Origin of the sequence: Paenibacillus sp. FSL H8-0317, assembly GCF_045040685.1 — a bacterium.
GTDB lineage: Bacteria > Bacillota > Bacilli > Paenibacillales > Paenibacillaceae > Paenibacillus.
This window is the reverse complement of the sequence record NZ_CP150294.1, coordinates 6,731,205-6,755,209: the sequence shown is the minus strand read 5'-3', so window position 1 is coordinate 6,755,209 and position 24,005 is coordinate 6,731,205. Positions and strand designations below refer to the sequence as shown.

Annotated in this window: 14 protein-coding genes; 13 read left to right on the top strand and 1 reads right to left on the bottom strand. The window is 49.9% G+C overall.

Annotation, left to right across the window (positions count from 1 at the left end):
• The first annotated feature begins 93 nt into the window (after positions 1–93).
• From MHB43_RS30060 to MHB43_RS30035, 6 genes are all read left to right on the top strand, one after another.
• Positions 94–816, top strand: coding sequence for an SDR family oxidoreductase (locus tag MHB43_RS30060; protein ID WP_339180119.1), 723 nt, complete (start codon positions 94–96; stop codon positions 814–816).
• Positions 817–858: 42 nt separating this feature from the next.
• Complete coding sequence (locus tag MHB43_RS30055; RefSeq protein ID WP_076209723.1) at positions 859–1,497, top strand: ThuA domain-containing protein; 639 nt, start codon at positions 859–861, stop codon at positions 1,495–1,497.
• Between the two features lie 72 nt (positions 1,498–1,569).
• Positions 1,570–1,950: a phasin family protein gene (locus MHB43_RS30050; RefSeq protein WP_076209724.1), complete on the top strand. Its 381-nt coding sequence runs from the start codon at positions 1,570–1,572 to the stop codon at positions 1,948–1,950.
• Positions 1,951–3,621: an ABC1 kinase family protein gene (locus tag MHB43_RS30045; protein ID WP_405130953.1), complete on the top strand. Its 1,671-nt coding sequence runs from the start codon at positions 1,951–1,953 to the stop codon at positions 3,619–3,621. It begins immediately after the preceding gene.
• A 516-nt stretch (positions 3,622–4,137) separates the two neighbouring features.
• Entirely contained in the window at positions 4,138–5,589 is a 1,452-nt protein-coding gene (locus MHB43_RS30040; protein ID WP_221825538.1) for a SulP family inorganic anion transporter, read from the top strand.
• 430 nt (positions 5,590–6,019) lie between these two features.
• A complete protein-coding gene (locus MHB43_RS30035; protein WP_237177322.1) occupies positions 6,020–7,627 on the top strand; it encodes a DEAD/DEAH box helicase in 1,608 nt (535 codons plus the stop codon).
• Positions 7,628–8,117: 490 nt separating this feature from the next.
• Here the strand turns inward: MHB43_RS30035 and MHB43_RS30030 are convergent, their stop codons facing one another.
• Positions 8,118–9,044 carry a hypothetical protein gene (locus MHB43_RS30030; protein ID WP_405130952.1) on the bottom strand — a complete coding sequence of 309 codons (927 nt, stop codon included), beginning with the start codon at positions 9,042–9,044 and terminating at the stop codon, positions 8,118–8,120.
• Positions 9,045–9,452: 408 nt separating this feature from the next.
• On the opposite strand from MHB43_RS30030, the gene MHB43_RS30025 reads away from it, so the two are divergent.
• From MHB43_RS30025 to MHB43_RS29995, 7 genes are all read left to right on the top strand, one after another.
• Positions 9,453–11,246: a VWA domain-containing protein gene (locus MHB43_RS30025; protein ID WP_339180109.1), complete on the top strand. Its 1,794-nt coding sequence runs from the start codon at positions 9,453–9,455 to the stop codon at positions 11,244–11,246.
• A gap of 225 nt (positions 11,247–11,471) precedes the next feature.
• A complete protein-coding gene (locus MHB43_RS30020) occupies positions 11,472–14,861 on the top strand; it encodes a tubulin-like doman-containing protein (RefSeq protein WP_339180107.1) in 3,390 nt (1,129 codons plus the stop codon).
• Between the two features lies 1 nt (position 14,862).
• On the top strand, positions 14,863–17,310 hold the full coding sequence (locus MHB43_RS30015; RefSeq protein ID WP_339180104.1) for a transcription initiation factor TFIID: 2,448 nt from the start codon (positions 14,863–14,865) through the stop codon (positions 17,308–17,310).
• A gap of 85 nt (positions 17,311–17,395) precedes the next feature.
• A complete protein-coding gene (locus MHB43_RS30010) occupies positions 17,396–18,679 on the top strand; it encodes a vWA domain-containing protein (RefSeq protein WP_339180101.1) in 1,284 nt (427 codons plus the stop codon).
• A gap of 19 nt (positions 18,680–18,698) precedes the next feature.
• Positions 18,699–19,346, top strand: coding sequence for a beta-mannanase (locus MHB43_RS30005; RefSeq protein ID WP_339180098.1), 648 nt, complete (start codon positions 18,699–18,701; stop codon positions 19,344–19,346).
• A gap of 90 nt (positions 19,347–19,436) precedes the next feature.
• Complete coding sequence (locus tag MHB43_RS30000; protein ID WP_024632789.1) at positions 19,437–20,696, top strand: TRAFAC clade GTPase domain-containing protein; 1,260 nt, start codon at positions 19,437–19,439, stop codon at positions 20,694–20,696.
• A complete protein-coding gene (locus MHB43_RS29995) occupies positions 20,693–23,914 on the top strand; it encodes a hypothetical protein (protein WP_339180093.1) in 3,222 nt (1,073 codons plus the stop codon). The genes MHB43_RS30000 and MHB43_RS29995 overlap by 4 nt, the downstream gene beginning before the upstream one ends.
• Positions 23,915–24,005: the final 91 nt, after the last annotated feature.

Sequence of the window (24,005 nt, the reverse complement as noted above, 5' to 3'; positions counted from 1 at the left end):
CGTGAAGTTGGCGATCCCATTCTGAATTAAAGGTTTTCAGATGAATATGTGGAATGAATAAAAGACAGAATCATTATGCGAGGGAGGGACATCATGATGAGAACCGTATGTGTAACGGGAGCTGCCCGGGGATTGGGATTGGCTTTGACGGCACAGATGCTGAAGAGAGGGTATCTCGTGTATGCGGCCGGTCTGAACGTGGAGGATTCCGAGGGAATTCGTATGCTTGCAGAAGGATATCCTGACCATCTGCAAGCCATCGAACTGGATATCGCGGACGACCTGTCGGTAGCTTTGTTCACGGAGACGTTGAAGCTGGATACGAATCATTTGGATATGCTGATCAATAATGCGGCTATACTAGGGAGTATTACGGATCATATCCGCGGGCCGTTGAATATGGCGGAGATGGCTGAAGTATTTAATGTGAACACCTTAGGTACACTGCGTGTGACTCATTCCCTGTTGCCCCTCCTTCTTCAAGGGCAGGTCAAGCTGATTGTTGATATCTCTTCCGAGGCTGGAAGTATAGAGCAATGCAGTCGGGATGGGTGGTATGCCTATTGTATGTCCAAAGCTGCTTTGAACATGCAGGCCCGTCTTGTGCACAATGGTCTGAAGGATGAAGGCGGACAAGTGATGCTTGTGCATCCCGGTTGGGTACAGAGTTATATGAGGGGCGAATTGGATGTTTCTGCGGATCTCACACCCGAGCAATCTGCACAGCATATCGCAGTACTTATCGACCGCCATGAACAGTTTAAAGGAGATCAACCCGCATATGTGGACTACAAGGGCGAGAAGCTCCCCTGGTAGTTGATTGATACAGTGAGGTGAACAAGAAAGGAGATTGATTGAATGGATCATCGTAAAAAAGCATTACTACTTGGCGATTATACACATCCGGATTGGCACCCGCTTCAAGGTGTGGATGCGGAGATTAGCCGAATTTTCCATGATACTATGACTGTGCAGTGCAGTGAGAATCGGAATATGCTGCTGCAAGAAAATATAACCGGGTTTGATGTATGTATCTCATACATGGACGATTGGAAGGGGAAAGTCTCTCCACAGCAGACAGCAGGTTTGTTGTCCTATGTAAGTAATGGAGGGGGACTGGTCATTATACATAACGGCATTTCGCTCCAAAATCGTTATGAGCTCAAACAGATGATCGGTGCCAAGTTCCTGCATCACCCAGCGTATGCACCACTTGAATTCACTGTAACCGCCGAAAGCCATCCCGTGACGGAGGGCATTTCGAGTTTCACAATGGAAGAAGAGCCGTATCAGTTCGAATTTGGTTCATTTGCTGAAACGAAAATATTGCTGGAATATCAATCCGAAGATGGACCAAAACCTGCGGTTTGGGCTCATCGATATGGTGTTGGACGTATTGTGTATCTGATGCCGGGTCACCATGTGCCGTCTTTTGCACACGAAACGTACCGTAAATTACTTCTGCAAGCAGGCAAATGGGCTGCACGTTACGTCTGATCGGACACGCAACTTTGCATGCAGAGTATAAGGGGTATAATATAGAGATCAACGAAGAGGAGGATGACAAAAATGAGCGATTTGTTCAAAAAGGCGATCTCGTTAGGGCTTGGTCTTACTGTTGTAAGCAAAGAAAAGATTGAGAAAACCGTGGATGATTTGGTCAAGCGCGGGGAACTTGCGCCCGGTGAATCCAAAGCTTTGGTTGAACGTCTGCTGGAACGGGGCGATGAAGAGCAGGGTCAGTTCAAGAGAATGATTCAGGAGCAGGTCAAGCGAGTGCTTCAGGAAGCTGGTGTGGCATCCGAAAGTGATGTAACCAGTCTGGAACAGCGCGTTGCTGTCCTGGAGAAAAAACTTGCCGAACTGGGCCAATCACCACAGCTCCACCCTGATGAATCCCCGGCTCCACTTGAAGTTCCTCCTCCTCTCAAAGGAAACGAGATCGAGTAGATGGCAGTGCGAATCAAACATGTCGGCAGATACCGTGAAATTGCCATGGCGCTAGTGCGTCATGGCTTCGGTTATATGGTCGAGGAGCTGGGTTTGTTCCAGCTGTTGGCTCTGCCCAGACGGTGGATGTCGCGTGAAGCACACACCACCAAAACGTTGAGTGAACGCATCAGGCTTGTGCTGCAGGAGCTGGGGCCAGCTTTCGTCAAGCTGGGGCAACTCGCAAGTACAAGGGCAGATCTATTGCCTGAGTCTGTCATTCGTGAATTGGTGAAGTTGCAGGATCAGGTCCCGCCTTTCTCTTCCGAGACGGCACGGGGTATTTTGGAACAGGAATTGGATACACCGCTGGAGGAGATCTTTTCCCGGTTCGAGGATACCCCTGTAGCTGCGGCCAGCATTGGACAGGTGCATCTGGGCAAACTTCGAAGCGGTGAGTCGGTAGCCATCAAGATTCAGCGGCCGGGTATATCGCGTATTGTGCAGCGTGACCTGGATATTTTGCGTGAACTGACAGCCATGGCGGAGAAGCGGTGGGACTGGGTAAAACAATATCAGATTCCGCAAATGGTCGAAGAATATGCTCAGGCCCTGATGGCCGAGCTGGATTATACGGTCGAAGGCCGCAATACGGAAAAGATTGCACAGCAATACCAACAGGACAACAAGGTGAAAATCCCGGCAATTTACTGGAATCAGACTTCATCCCGTGTACTCACGATGGAGTATATCGAAGGTATCAAACTCAATGATCGTGAAGAACTGGTTAGACGCGGTCATGATCTGAATAACATTGCCGAGCGGCTGGTGGATTCATTATTGAATCAGATTTTTATTCAGGGTTTCTTTCACGCTGATCCACATCCGGGCAATCTGATGGTATTGAAGGATGGACGTCTTGCCTTTATAGACTTCGGTATGGTGGGCAGTCTGAGTGATGAGATGAAACAGCAGCTTGCTTCGCTTATTATTGGGTTAATGCGCAAAGATACGGACAGTATGATCCGGGCAATTGAGAAATTGGGCATGATGCCAGATGACATGGACCTGCGTGGGCTTCATGTGGATTTGGACAAGTTGCGTACCAAATATTATGATATTCCTTTTTCCAAGATTAGTGTGGGTCAGGCGCTAAATGACTTGTTCGGCGTAGCCCAGAGGCACCGGGTTGTCATGCCTGCCGATATTCTGCTGCTCGGTAAATCGTTGCTAACAATGGAAGGTGTCATCGAACATCTCGATCCTTCCCTGAGCATCGTAGATATGGCCGAGCCCTTTGGGCGGAAGCTGATCAAGGAACGTTTTAGCGCAGGAAGAATAAAGAATCGGTTGTTCCGCAGTGCGGCTGATATGGCCGAAAGTGTCATTGGTCTGCCAGGGCAGTTAAGGCAATTATCATCCATTATTAGCAAAGGCAAGTTGAGGCTGGAGATCAGTGTCCCTGAACTGGATGCACTCATGCGCAGAATGGACCAAATCAGTAATCGGCTGTCTTTCAGTATTGTGTTACTCGCTTTTTGTATCATCATGGTTGGTTTGATTATTGGTTCGTCGATCAGTCATCAGTCCACGATGCTGTGGGATATTCCGGTCATTGAGATTGGTTTCCTGGTGGCGATTCTGATGGTGGCTTTCCTGCTCTATTCGATATTCAAATCGGGAAGGTTCTAGCACTAGCATGACATTACAGAGTACCCGCAAAGAGACTTTCTCCAAAGGTCTTTGCGGGTTATTTTTTGTGAATAGAGAATTGGTGAGTAAATTATAGAAATATTAAGATAATAGAAGAAAAGGTTCTGTTTTTTCGCCTTAACTGTATTAGTACATATCCAGTCCTGTGACTATAATAATAGGTCAGTACATTAACGGACCCGGTTTTTCTGAGAGGGGAAAACCTATGATATCAGGATTAGCTCCTGATGTCGCACGAGTAAGACAACTGAGGGCAGTAATGGAATATCAGCGGTACACACTGGAACGGAAAAGACATGAGTGCTCATGAACCCGTCAAGGTTATACGGATGGGGAAGAATGGTGCAGCTCAGGCAAGAGCATAGACGAATGATGCGGAGCGGGATCCGTTGTTTTGTGCTGTCCTGGGTAGTTGGTTAGTGTGAACGTCTTCCGTTACTCTTCAGTAAGATTGTCCATTCTGAGGAATACACGTAGGAGGAACGGCAAGAACATATGAATACTTTAAAACAACAATGGTTTGGCAACATTCGCGGAGACGTGCTGGCAGGCATTACGGTAGCGCTGGCGTTAATTCCGGAAGCCATTGCGTTCTCCATCATTGCGGGTGTTGATCCGATGGTCGGGTTGTATGCTTCGATTACAATTGCAATTGTGATCTCGATAGCTGGTGGAAGACCAGGCATGATCTCGGCGGCAACAGGTGCCATGGCGGTACTGATGGTTGGACTTGTCAAGGATTATGGCGTGGAATACCTTTTTGCAGCAACGATATTAACAGGAATTATTCAGTTTCTACTGGGCATATTTAAGGTTGGACGGTTTATTACGTTTGTGCCTCATTCTGTTCTGACCGGATTCGTGAATGCACTGGCTATACTGATCTTTATGGCGCAGTTAACCCACTTCACGGGAGCGAATTGGATTATGTATGCGATGGTGGCGGGCACGCTGGCGATCGTTTATATTTTGCCACGGTTTTTCAAAGGCGTTCCAGCTCCACTGATTGCGATTATCGTGATGACGATTATTACCGTGGTGTTCCATCTGGACGTAAGAACAGTAGGCAATATGGGGAATATAACGAGCACTCTGCCGATGTTCCACTTGCCAAATATTGCATGGACTTGGGACACGCTGATGATTCTTTTGCCTTATTCATTCACCATGGCACTGGTTGGTTTGCTGGAATCCCTGCTGACGGCAACCATCGTGGATGAGATGACCGAGACCAAGAGCAGCAAGAACCGTGAGGTGCGTGGTCAGGGTATCGCGAATTTTGTGAACGGTTTGTTTGGCGGCATGGGCGGCTGTGCGATGATTGGGCAGTCGGTCATTAATGTGAAGTCTGGCGGACGTGGAAGATTGTCCACGTTTACTGCGGGTGCGTTTCTCGCGATCCTGTTGTTGCTTTTTAGCGGCGTGGTGAAACAGGTGCCGATGGGTGCGCTCGTCGGTGTAATGTTTATGGTGTGTATCGGAACATTCGACTGGAGTTCCATTAAAAATATTGCTCGTGTGCCTCGGGCGGAAGCCTTTGTCATGATCGTGACGGTGGCAATTGTGGTCTATACCCACGATCTGTCGATCGGGGTCATGGTAGGCGTTGTGCTCAGTGTGTTGCATTTTGGCTGGAAACAGACCAAGATTCGTGTTCAGGCGAGCCAGGAGCAAGGGCAGAAAGTATATCGGGTTCATGGACCGTTCTTCTTCGGTTCTTCGTCCCGGTTTGTGGACGAGTTCGATGCAGAAGCTGATCCGAAGGAAATCACGATTGATTTCGGAGGTTCACATATCTGGGACAATACTGCGGTTGTGGCTATTGGCAAAGTGAAGTTCAAATACGCGAAGCTGGGCAAAACTGTGCACCTGCGCGGGTTGAACGAAGAGAGCACTCGCATTCTTGAACGGAGTGGATTTGCCACAGCTGGAGGGCACGGCTCGTAACTTGGTTGCAACGAAGTAAACAACGAATAGATAACATAAAAAGATGCATTTTAATCAGCGGCGCACTTTTTCCGGATTTAATCGGGGAGAGGGCGTCGCTGTTTTTTTATTAGAGCCTGAGGCATGCTAGGTCATTTCCACATCATCAGCAACCTGAAGGCAGATCTAGAGTCACTTGGTTGATACAAGTCACGCTGATCTCGAGATTTTATGCTACAAGTTAGGGTGTAACGCTGTATCCCCTTTTGTTTTGCTTGACTAACGTGTAAACTACAGGGTATGGAGAAGAAGAGCAACGAGTGGATTGCTTTTTAAAAAATTCATTTCATAAACATGATTGATATAAGGAAAACTAGTCTTGATGGCAGATACTGATACTAAGGTCATTATGAAATGGACTTATCTAAATGAATATACAGAGGTGTAACGATTGGCAAACTTTGAACAACTGGGCATTCGCCCGGAATGGTGCGAGATCCTGAAACATCAGGGCATCGCCGTGCCGACTCCGGTACAGGAGCGTTCGATTCCGGTACTGCTGGGTGGACGCGATATTATCGCCGAGGCACAGACAGGAACAGGGAAAACGCTGGCATTTTTGCTGCCGATTATTCAGAAAATTAACGTATCCGACCGTTCGCCGCAAGCGTTGATTATTGCGCCTACGCGTGAGCTTGCGCTGCAAATTACGGAAGAAGCGAAGAAGCTTACTGCTAACGACGATAAATTGCACGTGCTTGCCGTATACGGCGGGCAGGATGTGGACAAGCAACTGCGTAAATTGCAGAACGGTACCCAGATCGTTATTGGTACACCGGGTCGTCTGCTGGATCACCTGCGCCGTGGCACGTTGAAGCTGGATAATGTAAAAAAACTGGTGCTGGATGAAGCCGACCAAATGTTGCACATGGGCTTCCTGGACGATGTGGAGACGATTCTTAGCGAGCTACCACATAAACGTCAGACAATGCTGTTCTCAGCAACGATGCCTAAGGGCATTCGTAACCTGGCGAAGACCTACATGAAAGATCCGGAAGATGTAAAGGTATCTTCTCAATCTGTTATTCCGATCAAACAAATTCGCCAGCAAGTGCTGGAATGCACGGATCGTGGTAAATTAGAAGCACTTCGCGGCATGATTGATACGTATCGCCCATACTTGGCGATTATTTTCTGTCGGACCAAGCGTCGTGCATCCAAGCTGAACCAAGATCTGCGTGAAGCAGGTTATGCAAGTGATGAACTTCATGGAGATCTGTCCCAATCCAAGCGTGAGAACGTAATGAAAGCGTTCCGCGATGCCAAACTGCAAGTGCTGGTTGCTACAGATGTAGCTGCACGTGGACTTGATGTTGAAGGCGTTACGCATGTATTTAACTACGATATGCCGCATGATGCGGAAAGTTATATTCACCGGATTGGTCGTACGGGCCGTGCAGGCGGTACAGGTCTTGCTGTAACGTTTGCAACAGAGCACGACAGACCGGAACTGGCACGTATTGAACAAGGGATCGACCAGAAGCTGTCCCGTATCCAGTGGACAAGCGAAGGTCCAATTGCTTCAACTGGAGCAGCTAGACGTTCCATCAACAGTCAAGGGGATGACGAACGTTCAGGCGGACGCTCTTCCGGAACTGGTAGTGCCCGTCGCGGTGCAGGCCGTAACGATCGCAGAGATGGCGGACGTGGGGGTCGTGGTTCCCGCGGCGGCGAAGGTGGCCGCAGTGAAGGTGGCCGCAGTGGTGGTCGTAGCGCTGGCCGCAGCAGCGACAGCAATCGTGGAGCAGCAGGTCAAGGTGGACGCGGTGCGGGTCGCAGTGGCGACGAGCGCAGCGCAGGTCGTGGTTCCGCGCGCAGCAGCGACAGCAGTCGCGGAGCAGCGGGCCAAAGCGGACGCGGTGCAGCTAGCAGCGGCTGGGCTGGCCGTAGTGCCGACAAGCGCACCTCCGGGCGCAGCAGCGAAGGCTCTCGCCGTCCGGAATCCGCAGGACGCGGACCGGCAAAGGGCGACCGTCGCGATTCTCGTCGCGGACGGTAAAGCCTTGGCGCAAGCGGCGATGCAGCCGCAATTGCGCAGGCACGATGCCATGCCACAGGGTTTGGCATGGCACATATGAGAGGGTTCGGGTACAGATGTACCGAACCTTCAGATCAAGGGTCGCGACGGAACCATGTCGCGGCCTTTTTCACCAGGACAGATGATCATTTCCGCTTATTCTTTTTGTCATCTGTGAGTGCCTGTTTGTGCGCCTGCTTGATCCATGGAAGATGCCATTTAGGTATTCCCCATCTAGTTTTTCTTTCTGTCCGTGTACTGCGCATAGCATTTGGCAGACTTCCATAAAATTCAAAACACCTCATCCTAGACCTAAGGATGGGGTGTTTTTGGATTAATTCTTATATCATTAGAATCATAACCTTCGATCTGTGGTGCTGACGCGCATGCAGGGATGGATGAAATTGCATTCGTCTATATACAGGGAGTGAGTTTGCACTAAACTACGTTTTTCTTTCTCAATATATCATCCCTACAGCTGAACATCTGCGTATTGATCCCGATATTTCTCGTTATACACCCGGCCTACTGACTCCGCCAGTCCCCCGCGTGCCTTGCTCGGATAGCGTTCAATCGTGTGATAAAGTCTCATGAATCGATCCTTGGGCATAAAGCGGGCGTAGCGGGTAATAAGACTAGGGAATAACTCAATATATTTGCTCTTGCGCACGGCAGCAGCAGCTACGGCTGTAAGAATCTGAATACCATTGTGGAGCTGTAAAATGTTCACTTCATAGGTTGCGATATAACGAATCGCATCTTCCCGGATCAAATCCGGCTTAAGTCGTGCGATCTCACCGATATATTCAGCCAGTAGCCGCTCGAAGCTGCGTAACAGCAAGGGCTTGAGCTGCAGATCCATATCACTGCGCAGGACAAAGGATTGTAACAGCGCAACCTGTTGCAGTCGAATCCGGTCATTGTAGACGAGTGAGCCGATCTCGCGGAGCATCTCATAGGCAAGTGCTTCATCCTGCTTTCGAGCTTCGGCGACCAGAGCCCAGTTGCGGTTAATACCCTGGCGGATGAGTTCCTCATCCTGTTGCAACGTGCGCTTCAACTCGCGCTGCTGCTCTACCTCGAACGAACGTTTCTGCATGAAGATCAGTAAGGCCAGAAGCAGCAGGGAAACGCTGGCTGCCGCCATGGTTTGATCTATGGTCTCACCGAAATAGGTTGCAGCTGCACCGAACAATATGGTAATGAACAGGTCGCGTGCAATTCGACGTTTCACACGGGAAGTTGCCTTCGCTTGAACGGAATTCAGGGTACCCCGGCCACAGGCCGTGCACTCCTCTTCCCACAGGCAGGTATACTGTCCACAACGGGTGCAGACTTGCAACTTTTCATAGGTCGTTCGTTGAAATGGTCGTATGGATACAACTAGTTTAGTACTCATGCTCAATCACGCTCACCATTCAGAATAGTGTAGAGGGTACGATCCGTGTCTTCGCGGGAGACGGGTTTCCGCCGATGAAGCTGGAGTGCAAAACCCTTTATCATGACAAAAAGAAACAATATGGCGAGGCATCCGTATGTAACCATAATCCGTTCCCTTCTATAGCTTGATAATCAAGCGCTGTTATATTGCAGTTTGCTGGCAATAACTATATCATATTTCCATAGTTGGTACTTTTGTGCCAGTTACAGGCGTGAAATCGTCGATTTTTGTCAGTCATTACAAAACTGTAACTCAAGATAGGGGTGCTTTTCAGAATTTATTAGCAGACTGTTAAGATTTCCTTAAGGCTTGACGCCTATAATAAACTATTCCCATTTTAATCTCAAACGTGAAGGAGTACACCCAATGCTGCGGACACGCAAAATACGCTGGCTCAGTGGAACGATGGTTCTGCTGGCAATTCTAACGCTACTGCTACCTCAGGCGTTGCTGCCACAAGCTGCAGCGGCTCAGGCACAGACAAGCGGAATCGATGCGGTACTTGTAGCCGATGTAAGTAACTCGATGAATACAAGTGACCGTGACAAGATCAGTAATGAAGCCATGAAAATGTTTATTGACATGCTGCCCGTCCAGGGGGACAAGGTAGGGATTGTCGCTTATACCGATCAGGTGGAGCGGGAAAAGGCTATGCTGGAGATTCAGTCCGATGCGGACAAGAGCAGCCTGAAGGATTTTATTGATCAGCTCGGCCGGGGGCCATATACCGATGTCTCAGTTGGTGTCGCCGAAGCTGTGAACATACTGAATCATGGTGCAGACCCATCCCACTCGCGAATGATCGTGCTGCTGGCGGATGGCAACAATGACTTTAACAAAACCAAAGGCCGTACACAGGCACAATCTGATGCTGATCTGGCAAAAGCCGTGAAGGAAGCACAGGATCAAGGTATTCCGGTGTATACGATTGGACTGAACGCGGATGGCAAGCTGAACAAGAATGCACTCGCAGACCTGGCTCAGCAGACCGGAGGTAAATCATTCATTACCGATACGCCGGATGATCTGCCACAGATTCTGAGTGAGATCTTCGCCGATCATGCCAAGCTGAATGTCGTGAAACTACCCTCTGTAACGGGAAACGGCAGTTATCAGGAAGTTACCGTGAATGTACCGAATGACAGTGTATTGGAAGCAAACATTTCGATCATGTCCTCGAAGCCGGTGGAAGTACAATTGACGGACCCTTCCGGACAAGCCGTGGATCTGAATTCGGATGCAGCCAAGCTCTCGACGTCGAAGAGTTATTCCCTTGTGAAGCTGTTGAAACCCCAAGAAGGTGACTGGAAACTTCGGGTAAAAGGGGCTCCGAAAGACAGCATCGATATCAACCTGTTGTTCAACTATGATCTTCAGCTCGTTGTGGACCCAATTAAGACCAAGTCCTATACCAAAGGGGACAAGGTTGATCTTGCAGCCAAACTGGAGAATGGCGGTCAGCCGCTTCAGGATAATGATCTGTATACAGATATGAAGGCCACGCTGGTTGTGAAAGATGTGGGTACAGGTAAAAGCGAGGAACAACCGCTGGAAAACACAGGTTCTGGTTTTGCCGGAACGTTTGAAGTACCAGACAATCATAACTATGAATTGGTCATCCGTGCGGAAGAAGACAGCTTCTACCGTGAAAGTGAGCCAATTACGATCAACGCGAGCGGAGCAGCAGGAAGCGGAACTCAACCAACAACTTCAGGGGGAGAACAGGACAAGCCGTTTCCTTGGTTACCTGTCATTTTGGGTGTTGTAGCCCTGATTGTGGTCGGTGTTGGTGCATGGTTCCTGCTGGGCTGGCTGAAACGCAAAAACCGGGGATTTGTAGGTCAGATGGTTGTGGAGATTCGTGATGAGAACACGGGAGATAAGTCATATCCACAATATAAAAAGCTGGTATCCTTCCGGGGCAGATTCCATCTGCATCAGTTGTTGCAACTGGACCCTGAGTTGAAGGAAACCGAAAAATATGTATTTACGCCCAGCAATGGAGATCGAATTATAATCCGTAACACCGCAGGCGGTACGTTGGAGAAATCCGGTCGTGCAGTCGATGCAAGCTCAGGCGTTGAACTGAAGAACGGTGACCGACTGAGCATCCCGCTGCAACAGGCGGACAAGACCATTTTAATTGAGTATCTGGTTTAAAAATGATTGCCAATAGAAGTTGGAACTGACCGTTTACACGAGAACGCAGAGGACAGAAAAAAGCTGGAGAAGCGAAGCGTTCGCCTTTATCCCCAGATTTTCACCTTTGAAAAAGAGAATCAAAAAATCTGGGGATAACAGCGATCGGAAGGTTGTTCTGTCATCGGAGTGGCAAGTGTAATTATGTTGTAGTTCCGACTGGTTTAACTAAAGGGAGGACAACGAATGAAACCGATTGTTAGAGAACATATTCAGCAACTGGATGTATCACTTGGCGGAGGTATTGTCAGTGAGAAGATCAGAGTTGATACGATTGATAACCCCATTCTGATTATTGGTCTGGGAGGAACGGGAATTGACGCGTTGCTGCGCCTCAAATATCAGATCAACCGTCGTTTCAAGCTGCCACAGGACCCGGTATCCAAGAAAAAAATGGACAAGCCGGACAATGTGGAGTTTCTGGCTTTTGAGACAAACGAACAGGATCGTGCCAAAAAGTATAAAGGGATCGGACTTGATCCGATCAATGAATTCGTATTGCTGTCCAATGCCGAGATTGGCGGACTTCTACAAAACCGCAGCGTGCTGGAGCCTTATATTACGGACTGGCTGTCTCCCGAACTGAGCATCACGGATGGCATGAACGGTGCCGCAGGGGTGCGTCAGGCTGGACGTCTACTCCTGTTCACGAAGATTAATCAGGTCGTACAGGCTATCGATAAAAAGATCAAAACACTATCCGTAGGCACCAACAAAAAACTGATGGTGTTCCTGCTGACAGGTCTGTCCGGCGGTACAGGCAGCGGGTGTTTCCTCGATATTTCCTATATCGTACGCGGCATTATCGAACGTGATCATGGCTCAGCCGGGATTGACCGCGTGAATACGCTGGGATACCTGTTCACCCCAGACGTGAACCTGTCCAACAAAAGCTTGAGCGAACACACTCGCGAATACATTCGCAAGAACGGATATGCTGCACTCAAAGAGCTGGATTACTGGATGAACGTGGACAGCCGCGGTGAGCGGTTTACACAGAAGTACGGCAATATTTTAACCGTCAACTCACCATTGCCGCCATTTAACCTATGTCATCTGATCTCTGCGACGAATACCGAAGGCAAATTGCTGGAGAACGCCTATGATTACTGCATGAATGTCACGGCCGAGAACATTACCAACTTCATGGCAAGTGAGGAGAAGCAGTCGGGTGAGGAGTTTGCGATCCATGACTATATCAGCAACATTCGCACCAACATTGCACAGATGAACAAGGTGTACCCGGCTAACTATGATTACAACATCATCGGTGCATCTTCGGCTGTCCTGCCGATTGAAGAGATGACCACTTATCTGGCGTATCGCATGTTCGATAAAATGAACACCATGTTCTCCAAAGCACCAAACCAGGAGGATACCGAGAAGTTTGCCCGCAAGCTGGGCATTGATCTCGAAAGTGTGGTCAAGTCCTTTGAAGCGCGCGTGCCTGAGCCACTGCCTGGTTATCAGAACAGCGAGCGTTTATCCTATGGTAACGTGGTGAAATCACAGGTTGTGAATATGGACACCGAACTGGAGCAGAACTTCCTGGCCCGTGCCCGTGAAGAATATATCAAGGCGAAGAAACAACTGCCTGGTGAGATTGCGGGTCAGTTCACTGAACAGATCCGGCGTATGTTTTTGCATCCCGAACAAGGTCCGTTCTATGTCTCCCGTCTGATTTATACGGAAAAAGGTTTCTGTGTACTGAAGATGATTCAGTCGTACATCGAAACCCTGCGTGAGAATGCCTTCCGCATTCCGCGTGATATTGAAGCAGCTCAGGAGCAGTCCGAAGAGAAGCTGGGCGATGCAAAGAGTGCTTTTGTCTCCAAAGAGAAGAAAAAGAATGCTTATATTGAAGCAAAAATTCATGAGTACTGGCTGCACGCCGACGTGGAACGCAACGATCAGATGATCGAGTTCTATGAAGATCTGTATGAGTTGCTGAACCAGGAGAACAGCCGCATTTATAACGTATTTACCGAAACGCTGAATGCCCTTAGCTCGATATTCGCCAAGAACGGTGATCTGCTGACACGCGGCGAGGAACAAGCCGATCACAAAGGCAACAAAACATATTACTGGAACGTTGTAAGTGTACCGGATATCGTCAGTGTGGTGGACGGGCTGTTGGATAAACGTGATACAGATGATCTGATCCGTGACTTCTCCCGTGAATTGCTGGAAAACTCCAGCCAGTGGGTGAAAGAAAACGAGATTGATATCGTCAGCTCCATCTCCGACTTCCTAAGTGAGAAATTCGGTGATCTGATTACCCGTTCCATGGAAGATTTCCTGGTGATCAAGTACGGTCAGGATGAGTCGGTTGAGAAATTCGTGGAACGTTTCATTGCTGGCAAATTGGATGATGAGGCTGTTCCGGTGTTCAATCTGAGCAACAGTACAGGCAGTCTGCATTTCCCTTCATGGGGATTTGTATCGGTACCGGCACAGGCACCAGGCATTCTGAAAGGGATTCGCAATTATCAGAACAATGCCGTGGGCAAGTCACATTTTACCGTTAAGGAAAGTGAAGTACGTAACCGGATTTTCTGGCTGAATACCCGCAACGGGGTACCACTCTTTGTGTATACACCGCTTAAGGTATATGAGGAAAGTTATGAACGTACCATTTTGGACAAAGAAGGCATTGGTCGTCACTTGGTGCAAACGGAGAAAAACAACTGGACCTATCTGCCGTCTCCGATTCCAGAGAAATCATGGGGAGATGTGTACGAGAACGCCCGCGTGAAGCAGTATAACGCCCGTGTGCGTAACGAATTCGAGCAGGCGCTTGGATACAACATTGTGACAGCCAAATCCATTGATGAGAATACAAGCAACCGGTATGCGATTGTGACAACAGAAGCGTTTGATCTGTCTGCCAAACTGGGAGCCTACGACATGCGTCTCACGTCCACAACGCCGAACCTCGGCGAAGTGAAGCGGGCGGTGATCGAGCTGAAACGTCTGCAATCCGAAGGGTTGCCACGTGTGGGAGTTAAGGATATTTTCGGCAGTATTAATGAAGATATGGCCAAAGAAAACCTGGTACGCTCCCCGCAGCTGATCGCGCGCGTACGTGAGGAACTGGCAAAGATGAATGCCATCTCGGCCAAAGTCGCCGAACTCGAAGGCATTCTTGCCCAGTACCAGGACGAAGAGCAGTGGTATGATCGCTTCATCGAAGCGTTATATACCGACACCATCGTCAAAAAAGGTGCGCTCTACGTCTATGACCGTGACCCGGAAGAAGACGCATGGGAGCCATTCGCAAACCTGATGAAGAGCCGTAACTTTGCCGAGTATGAAGTGTTTGGCAACTTCCGCGGTCTGGCTGAGAAGGATCGCAGTACACTGCTTCGTAAAGCCTCCCGTCGGGATACTGATCTGACGGCTTCAGAAGATATCACCCCATTGCTGACAAAGCTGGATGATCTGGCTGCGCTGTTCATGGAATCGCGCGATCGTCTCGAATACGAGCGGGTAGAACTGGCTAACGGAGAAGACATCTATCAGTTCTACAGAACGATGTCGTCCAAGCTGAACGACATTCGCAGAAGGCTGAAGTAAGATGGCGGCTGGGATGGAGTTCAATTCGAACAATACCCTGAAGCGTGATCTGGAGAAGTATGCAGCACAGTATGCAATAGAGCAGGAGCGTCAAGGCAGCCTGGGTGATGGACGCAGCAGTATCCATTACCCGGCGTTGTTCCTGTTTGTGGGTGATCTGGTTGCACCTGCCGTGTCTGCTGTGCAGGAGATCAATCAGCTGAAATGGGATAACGGAGACGGTGTAGTCTACGTTCAGATCGGGACAGAAGATCAGAAAGAGCATCCGGTTGAAACGAGGAATGTTGGCTCGTCCGATGATGGTCAGGTGACTCGTCACTGCTTGCCTCTGTCCGCTGGGCAGACGGAGCGACCGTCCAAAACACGGCGTAAGGATGTACATCGCAGTTTCCACGAATCGGATCAGGCGCTCTTTGACCTGAATCGTACGCTTCGTCGGGTCAGTAACCGAATTGCCGAATATGGACGGCTGTACTCGTCATTTGATCGGATTTACGTTACGGTGGTAACCAGAGCGGATGATCCGTTGAATGTATTGTTGCCAGAGCTCACCAAGCTGACGGAGACCATTTTGTCCCAAGCCTTCAAGTCGGTGCAGACGGATCTGCATGTATTGGTCAGCGAGATGGAACAGGTGGATTCCTTCGGGTATGCCAGCGCAGCAGGCCTCGCTTTTCTGAGGGAACTGGATTATATGCAGTCCTTGGACTACACGTTCAGCGGTAATCTGCTGGTGACGGAGGATGGGATCTCCATTTCGGTTACACATCCCGCGTCACCGTTGTTTGATCTGGTATATCTGTTGTCCGACAAAAATGAGCGTGGAACCGGCGTTCCCGGTGGCTGGATCGAAAATGCCGAGATCATCTGCCGCATTTGCCTGCTGAAGAACAGGAAGCAGGATACGGATCACTCGGGTACCGTTTCAAGTACGGGAGCGAACACGTACAACAATACATCCTTTAAAAACAATATTCGTACCACCTCTGATCAGCATGGTTATGCCAGCGCGGGTTTTGCCGAGATCAGGCGGCCAAACAAGCCGATTGCACTGGCGGTGTTATATCACATGTATCGGTATCTGCTCGCACGCATGCGGCAAGAGCCGGATTGGAGCATTAAGGACAAACTCGCTTTCTTTGGACTGGACGCGGCCTCGGTGGAACGTAAAGTCGAAGGCCTGCTTCCCGATGAAGATCTGGTTAGTGGCATGAGCGGCATCATGACGCATAACGTCAGTTTCTCCGATCTGAAGCCGCTCTCACTTCGTGAAGCGGAGAGAGCGTTGTTTGGACAAGGAGCTGAAGCGTACTTCCGCGATAACGTTGTCCGTCTTGTCGAAGAGCGTGTGCGCGAGCGCAGCTCTAGCGGTTCCCTGCGCCGTCAGGCTGAACATTCCCGCGCGGAGCATCCCGAGGTTGGTTACTTCCAATGGGCAGCCTGGAGTGACAGTGAGCCCGGCAGTGTACGTGAAGCGCTGCTCGGACTGATTCGGGATAAATCGATGCAGCTTGAATCGGCACGTGCTCTGCTGGAGCAACGTCAGCAAGAGCGGGTGGAAGATCAGTCGTTCAAACGAGCGTTGTTCCGTGATAAACAGAATGTGCGCAATCTGATTGACTGCATGCTGGAGCGAGTGTATGTACCGAAGATAGAATTATTGCGGCTGGAAAATGAATTACATCTGCTGCGCATCTACGATACGGAGATGGAAGAACTTCATCGTTTTAGTCGTCACGTCACAGCAGCACTTGAAGCGCTGGAACGCACACTGCGGGAGACAGCTGCCCAAAGTATCGCTGCTGCCGATGAATACATCGGACAGAACGTGATGGAGTACTACGGCAAAGTGACGGAAGAGCTAATCATCGACCTGGAAGCCAAACGCGGACGGGACGTATGGTTTGAGGACCGTTACATGGGAGACATGAACCGGCTTGCCACAGAAGGCGATGATCGTCTGTTGAAACGCCTGATGGAGGTATGTCACTCGTTGCTGCTTACGGCAGAGCCGTTGCAATTGCCATTTGAAGAAGAGCTGTTGCAAAGGGCCAATGTAACGATTGCCTACGGAGACAAAGACGTATTAACCCGGGATGATCTGTTCCGCAGGTTGTACCACACGCTGGAGGATCAGGCGGTTGTTCGGGTACGGGTATTCGATTATACGCAGGAACATCGGTATGAAGAAAAGTACTTCTTTGGCGACCATCATAGTGCTTTCATGGACTATGCGGCACATGCCGAAGAGACGTCACGCATCTACAAGTTGGGTGTGGTGTACGAAGAACGCAGCAGTGGTGTGGAGAAACTGAATCTGATGGGAGGTTTCCATCTGGAGGATCTCATGGTGTATCGGAACGGCAAGGTATATTATGACTCGTACACGGAGAATGGTTATGAACTTCACCCCGCAGGTCTGGTGGAAAAGTTGTCACCCATTCGTTAAGAAGTCTGGTGGTGTCCTACACCCAGCACCAATCTTGTATTAACTCAGCCTGTTTAAGGCTGGTTTGGAAAGGATGCATGCACACATGCAGCGAAAAATTAATCTTCTCCTGGTCCTATTCAGCCTGATTGGCGGGGCAGTGGGCTTTGCGGCAGGAGAAATCATGCTGCGTCAATGGCTTGGGGAGATGCCACGTCTGTTGCTGATGGGATTATACTTTGGCGTACTGGCGCTGAGCGTTGGATTGTTCTGTTTGATCGCAGAGATGATCTCACCCAAGCTGAATGGCGCTTCATGGAAGCTCCGGTATCTGGGACTGTCGTGGAAATTGCTTGTTCCGGCAACACTCGCTCTGTTGTTTGTTGCTGGACTCGCCCTGCAATTGTTGTATCAGATCAATCCGGGCGGTGTGAAGCAAGTGAAAGACATCGTACTAATGATCGACAACTCGGGCAGCATGAATGATACAGATCCGGATAACGGACGCTTTGAAGCCGCCAAGACACTAATCAGCCAAATGGAGAGTGACAAACAGGTAGCTGTCATTACGTTTGATGATCAACCGCAGTTGTTACAGCCGTTTATTGCGCTGGATAGTGAAGCGGCCAAGAATGAGGTTTATAGCAAAATCGATGGTATTGTCACAACTTCGGGCGGCACCAATTTTGATGCCGTGCTGCGGGAAGGCATGGAACAGATTCAGGGCAAACAGGACCCAAAACGCGGTACCGTCGTCATCTTGTTATCCGATGGCTTCAGTGAAGCGGACACGACCGATATTTTGTCCCAATATAACAACGAACAGATTGCCATTAATACAGTCGGCCTTAGTCTGGTAGATCCTTCGGGTACGGATTTGCTGCGTAACATTGCCCAGCAAACGGGTGGCATGTACTATGATGTACCGGATTCCGGTGGTCTGAATCTGGCATTCCAGCAGATCTACGATACGATTGATGAACGGACGCTGGTAACGGAGCGTACAGGCATGATGGAGCATAGCGTTTATCTGGCGATTTTCCGTGTAGCAGCAGTATTACTGATTGGAGTAGCCCTGGGTGTATCACTTGGACTGGTGTTTGATAACCGTCATCTCGCGCTCAGCTTTGGTATAGGCGGTGCGGTGTCGGGTCTACTGGCAGGGCTTCTGCTGGAGTGGGGACTCGACGGTTCGAACGTGGGTGATACATTTGTACGACTCGGTGCGATGCTCATTTTGTCTGGCGTATTGACCCTCTTCTCCTGGATTGTTCCGATTAAGGAGAACACGCCGCGGAAGAGCCGAGGTCGTCGTGAAGCTGGCGGCGGAACTTCTTCTGCCGAAGGGTTTGGTCAGAGACCAAGAGATACACGCAGCAAAGGATTCTAACGTCGGGAGGTCAATGGAAATGCGGTTTACGGATGCAGACCCTTCGACACCCTTGATTCGAAAACTGACACTTGCGGTGGATGAAGGGCGTTGTACACTTCGCTGGCTCTGGCCGGAACGGGTAGAAGCTGTGTATGTGGAACGGCTGGAGCTGGATATGATGAGCGATGATCGTACCGGGGAAGAACCTGCACAGGGCAAGCTGAAGCTGTACACGAGAGAAGAATATAAGGCGGGCAATGGTTACACGGATCGGATCACAGGTTTTGGTGCCATCAAGTACACCGTGTATGTGTGTCAGATGGAGGAAGAGGGACCTGTACTGATCCGTCAACGAGACGAGGACAACATGGTGATTGCAAGCGCAGGGAAGGCGGATATCCGCTTTTCCATTCGCTACAAGAGCGGTTTTTTTCAGAAACGAAAAAGTGTATTGATCACCGTCACAGCGGAAGTACCTGTTCCGAAGGAAGCCCTCTGTTATGTTCGCAAACAGGGCGGGGTTCCGCTGAATAAGGAAGACGGTACGGTGTATCCTTTTGTGAGTGATTTTGCTCCCGGAAGAAATGAGATGCCGCCCGTTGAAGTCGCCAAGGATGATTATGTGCGATTGTTCTTCACGGACGGACCGAAATATGGAGCCGCCTATCGGCTTATATCAGACTAGATAGTTGGACTAGCGATGGGAAGGTTACTCTGTCATCGTAGTGCAAGTGTAAATCACCTTAGTCTGACTGATCAGGGGAGGGGAGTGGCTATGAGCTTTTTTAGTCGGTTTTTGAAGAGACAACAGCCGGAGGAACGTCCGCTGTTTTACGATATTGTATGCCCTTATTGTTTCAGCAAGTTTTCACCGGAAGAGGTGGTGTTCCGCGCCGCCCATCACCGCGATGATGATGAGGACTACGCACTCGGGGAAGATGCGAAGTTGAATCGGTATCGCGAAAGGTTCGGACTTGATACGGTATTTGATATGGAGGCCGTATTGGCTCCACATGATGTACCGGAGGAACACCGTATTTATTCCGATAACATCGTGATGGGTCTGAACGATCGGTATGGTGTCGTTACACGCCGCCGGTTGTGCCCGCAGTGTCACAATGAGCTACCTGTTACGGCAGGTAAAGCACCGAGCAACATCATATCCATCATTGGTGCATCCCAGGTAGGTAAATCCGTCTACATGACTTCATTAATTCATACATTGCAGCATTATACGGCCGATCATTTTGACGCGGCTTGCATGCCATTGAATGCGGAGATCAGCCGCCGGTTCCGTGCGGATTATGAAGAACCGTTGTTCGAACGGGGCGACCTGCTGGATTCCACGCAGAAGGAGAAGTTGCAGGAGCCGTTTATCTTCCAGTTTGTGTTCAAGGATGAAGATAAAGCACCGCTGACACTGGTTTTCTTTGATGTTGCGGGTGAAGGTATGGTGGAGCAGGATTATCTCGGACTTCACGGGCAGCACATCAAGAACTCGGCCGGCATTCTGTTTATGGTGGACCCGCTTCAGATTCGTTCAATTCGGGACAAAATCCGCATTAACCTCGGCAATGAGCCGGGAGAGTGGACACCACGATACGATGAGCCACGTGACGTGGTACTGACGATGTTCGGAGATTTTATCGCGTATCAGGATAAAGCCAAGACCAATATTCCAACAGCCGTTGTGCTTACGAAAAGCGACATGCTGCATTCCCTCAAGGATGAAGAGGGCGATTATATCAAATCCAACAGTAATGTCTTCCGCAACATGGTGCACCGCGATTGGTTCGACTTAACCGAGTTCGAGAATATCGACGGGGAGATCCGGCGTTTTATCGAGAAGGTGGATCGTCCGTTCAAGGGCACGATGGATGTGTACTTCAAGGACACAGCCTATTTCGCAGTATCTGCGCTGGGCAGCAATCCGGTGGATATGAAATTGCAGGGTGTGGTTAGCCCGATCCGTGTGGATGAACCCTTCCTGTGGCTGTTGTACAAGCTGAAGTACATTGAGGGGAGAGTGGGATGATGCGTTCTTCCGTAACCCCGCCCATTGAACAACAGTTGTATACCCGAGAGCGGCGCGGGGTGTTTCGCACAACAGAGGGGTTTGATACGGTTGCGGCATCGCCGGGACTGGACCCTTCTTTTATCAAAAAAGTGCTTCACCCCTACTGTGTCTATGACGCTCCAGCGGAGCTAACAGGCCGTAGCGAGAAGGACGAGACGAAGTTTCCGGCTTCCATTCACCTGCTTCATCTGGAGAGTGGAGAGACGATCCTTGGGCAAAATGTGTACCAGTCTGCGGATTTCACCGGGCTGCGCAGTGCCTTTTTTGCACATAATTACGTCTTGTCTCCCGAACGCTCGGAAGAGCAGATGAAACAAGGCGGCTGGCTGGATGCCGTGTTCGCCACGTCCTATGACATCGAACAAGGTACAGTTCTGCCGGCGCTTGCTGAATTGCCTATATCACCTAGGAGCGGACAGGGTGGGGCGACCGATGCTGGCGTAGGATCACCAAGCCAGCTGTTGAGCGCCTTGAAGATGAACGAAGTGCTGTTCAAGCGCCTGCTCTATGCGGTAATGCAGTCTGTAGCGACACGCAGAAAAGTATACATTGCGCTGGACCTTCCCGCAGAGGAAGTGACCGCAGGGGCCAAAGGATTGTTACGTTTGCTGTACACGGCTTTACCCTACGCATTCCGGCGGCAGCTGGGATTCATGACGTTTGCCAAGGAGCCACAGGCAAAGAAGGGCATTCACGTCCAGTTTGTAGAGCGAGGAACGTTGCGTCCAAAAGACAGGAATACGGAGAAGGATTTCACCTTTGATCTGGTATCCGGCAGAGTGACACATGCGGATGCATCTGTGGCGAAGTTACCTTACGCCGAATTCGCTTGGGCCTTATTGCAGGAACCTGCGGCGGCGGATGCGTTCTATACGTTTGCGGATGAGATGCTGTCAGGAATGGAGCCTGGACGGGAACTTTCCATTGAAGCATATGGTGAACTTGCGGTGTTCTATGGTCTTGAACAAGGCATGGAAGACCTGTATCTGGATAACAAAAGTCATGTCCTGAGTGGTTTGCTGACCTATTTGAAGCCGGATGGTGGATCGCAGCAACGATCCCGTCTGAACGAGCTGTTCCTGACCTTGCTCAGTAGGGAACTGGACAGTGTGAAGCGTGAGAACGTACCCGAAGAAGACGTCGCAGCTCGCATTGGAGAATATTTCAGTGTTGCCGCGCCCGTGGTACAATCACGGATTGTGGACTATTTCATCTACGGTGTGAATAATGCCCGCGCCCAGAAGCGTATGCGTGCTGTGCAGGAATTGTATGCTGTGCTGGATCGGGATCCGCAGCTGAATCGAGCTTTCTTTGATAAAGTGCTGGCCAATGAATCGCTTACCAAGCTGTTGTTCGAGCCTTATCTCGACAATCAGTTGAAACGCACGGAATCAGCAGCAAACGTTGTGGAAGTGATCCGAAGATGGGTTACGTCCCATCCATCTGCGATCCACTACAGCTTCTTGCAGGAGCGGACAGCCAATGAGCTGCGTGAACGGTTATGTTCTGCTCCTAATCCGGTACAGTCTGCTAATGAAGCCCTACAGCGAGTTAGTGTGCTCGACCGGGTATCCATGGAAGATACGTATGATACAGGCATTACGGCACGAATTGGTCAAACTGAAGCTACAGCCCGCCCTAATCGAAAAGGGGGATCTCCGTCTGCCAGTCAAGATCCGGCGTATCAGGAGGAGTTAACCCGCCTTGCAGACAAGCTCGCTTATGTCATTAACTTGTTTATGATTCAGGATCTCGATCTGGATCGGGTTAACCGTGAACAGTTGTTAAGCATCGATATTTTGCAGCATGGCAATGAGGTGCGGGATTGGGCGGCACGTCAGGGCTCTGATGTATCCGCTCGAACGAACATGATGCTGGCTGCGAGAGTGTGGCTTAGTGGCGAGGGGAATGAAGAAGAGGCTTTGGAGGCACTTTCCCTGGCAGAACGCAATGAACTTCAACGCTGGACGCGTCGCTGGCTTGCCGGAGAGCTGCAGAATCATCCGGGGATCGCGGCATATGAAGCTTTGCCGATGGCTTTTTATCGGGGAGGAAGCGGCAGCAATCGGTTGGATTATCCTGGCCTGATTGAATTCATCCGCACCAATGCGAGTCGTGCTGAAGGGCTGTATCCATTCTTCGAATGGTCAGGAGATCATCGAATGTTTGTCCGGGGTTCCAATGCGCATAAAGGATATGCGGATGCAATCGTGGCTTATTTCAAAGCCCATGACCGTGAAGCTTTCAAGTCGAAGTCAGCTTTCAAACCGTATTACGTGAGAGCCAGCAAGACAATGAAGCCGGTCTATGACCGTGCGAAGACGGAATTGTCCTCTCCACTGGTGCGGATGCTAACGGGTAAAAGGAAAAATCTGTTCGGATTAATCCTCTTGATCCTGGTTCTTGGTATTGCTGGGGGTACATATGCATGGATGAAAGATTCTGTAGAGCCGCCAGCGGCATCCCCTCCATCTACCCAGGAGCCTGTCATACCGGCTGAACCTGAGGTGCAGCTCGCGGAGCAGATTGCTTATATGATTCCTGCGAGTGACCAGGAGGGTACGGAATTACCTGCTCAACTGGTGATCCGTTTCAGGAATGATACGGGAAGCACTGAGTTTGAGCAAGGCAAACTTCAATTGACGATGAAGGATGATAGCACTCAGGAGTTGGATACTACAGGCAAGTGGGAGAGTTTTAATCGGAATGAGGAGCCAGATAAGCAAGTTCCTTCCGATAGTAGTTCAGGAAGTACTTCCGAAGGGAGTACGGATGGGTCGTCAGCGGGAAACGCGGGGAACTCAGAGCAGACGGAGGAAGGCGATCAACAGGCCGATCCTTCAACATCGGGTGATTCCACTTCAGATCCTGCTACCGATACAACAACGGATACAGGGACGAATGCATCGTCTAATGCTGCGAGTGGAGACGCGGATCAAGGTACGGATGCAGATCAATTTACTGGTTCCACATCGCCTGACACATCTGTATCCAATGAACAGGGTGCGGATGCGAACACTCCTGCACAGATGTCTATTGGAGAGGTAGATCGTCTCTATCCGTATGGATTGCAGATTGATCTTCCAGCGAATATGGATGCCGAGAGCATTGTCAGTGTGAAGAGTACGCAGGGCAATATGACGGTGATCCAATTGATGCCACACCCTAAGCTGTAAAGCATATTAATTGAGCGTATTGCATAGATTCATTAAGTGTCTTTTAATCCATTAATGAAAAATTCTGACATCATACTTATTAAACAAGCGT

What these genes read in the sequence shown, in the direction of transcription:
- MHB43_RS30055 (WP_076209723.1), top strand. Translation starts at nt 859, where the DNA reads ATGGATCATCGTAAAAAAGCATTACTACTTGGCGATTATACACATCCG.
- MHB43_RS30045 (WP_405130953.1), top strand. Translation starts at nt 1,951, where the DNA reads ATGGCAGTGCGAATCAAACATGTCGGCAGATACCGTGAAATTGCCATG.
- MHB43_RS30030 (WP_405130952.1), bottom strand. Translation starts at nt 9,044, where the DNA reads ATGAGTACTAAACTAGTTGTATCCATACGACCATTTCAACGAACGACC.
- MHB43_RS30025 (WP_339180109.1), top strand. Translation starts at nt 9,453, where the DNA reads ATGCTGCGGACACGCAAAATACGCTGGCTCAGTGGAACGATGGTTCTG.
- MHB43_RS30010 (WP_339180101.1), top strand. Translation starts at nt 17,396, where the DNA reads ATGCAGCGAAAAATTAATCTTCTCCTGGTCCTATTCAGCCTGATTGGC.
- MHB43_RS30005 (WP_339180098.1), top strand. Translation starts at nt 18,699, where the DNA reads ATGCGGTTTACGGATGCAGACCCTTCGACACCCTTGATTCGAAAACTG.
- MHB43_RS30015 (WP_339180104.1), top strand. Translation starts at nt 14,863, where the DNA reads ATGGCGGCTGGGATGGAGTTCAATTCGAACAATACCCTGAAGCGTGAT.
- MHB43_RS30050 (WP_076209724.1), top strand. Translation starts at nt 1,570, where the DNA reads ATGAGCGATTTGTTCAAAAAGGCGATCTCGTTAGGGCTTGGTCTTACT.
- MHB43_RS30040 (WP_221825538.1), top strand. Translation starts at nt 4,138, where the DNA reads ATGAATACTTTAAAACAACAATGGTTTGGCAACATTCGCGGAGACGTG.
- MHB43_RS30000 (WP_024632789.1), top strand. Translation starts at nt 19,437, where the DNA reads ATGAGCTTTTTTAGTCGGTTTTTGAAGAGACAACAGCCGGAGGAACGT.
- MHB43_RS30060 (WP_339180119.1), top strand. Translation starts at nt 94, where the DNA reads ATGATGAGAACCGTATGTGTAACGGGAGCTGCCCGGGGATTGGGATTG.
- MHB43_RS30020 (WP_339180107.1), top strand. Translation starts at nt 11,472, where the DNA reads ATGAAACCGATTGTTAGAGAACATATTCAGCAACTGGATGTATCACTT.
- MHB43_RS29995 (WP_339180093.1), top strand. Translation starts at nt 20,693, where the DNA reads ATGATGCGTTCTTCCGTAACCCCGCCCATTGAACAACAGTTGTATACC.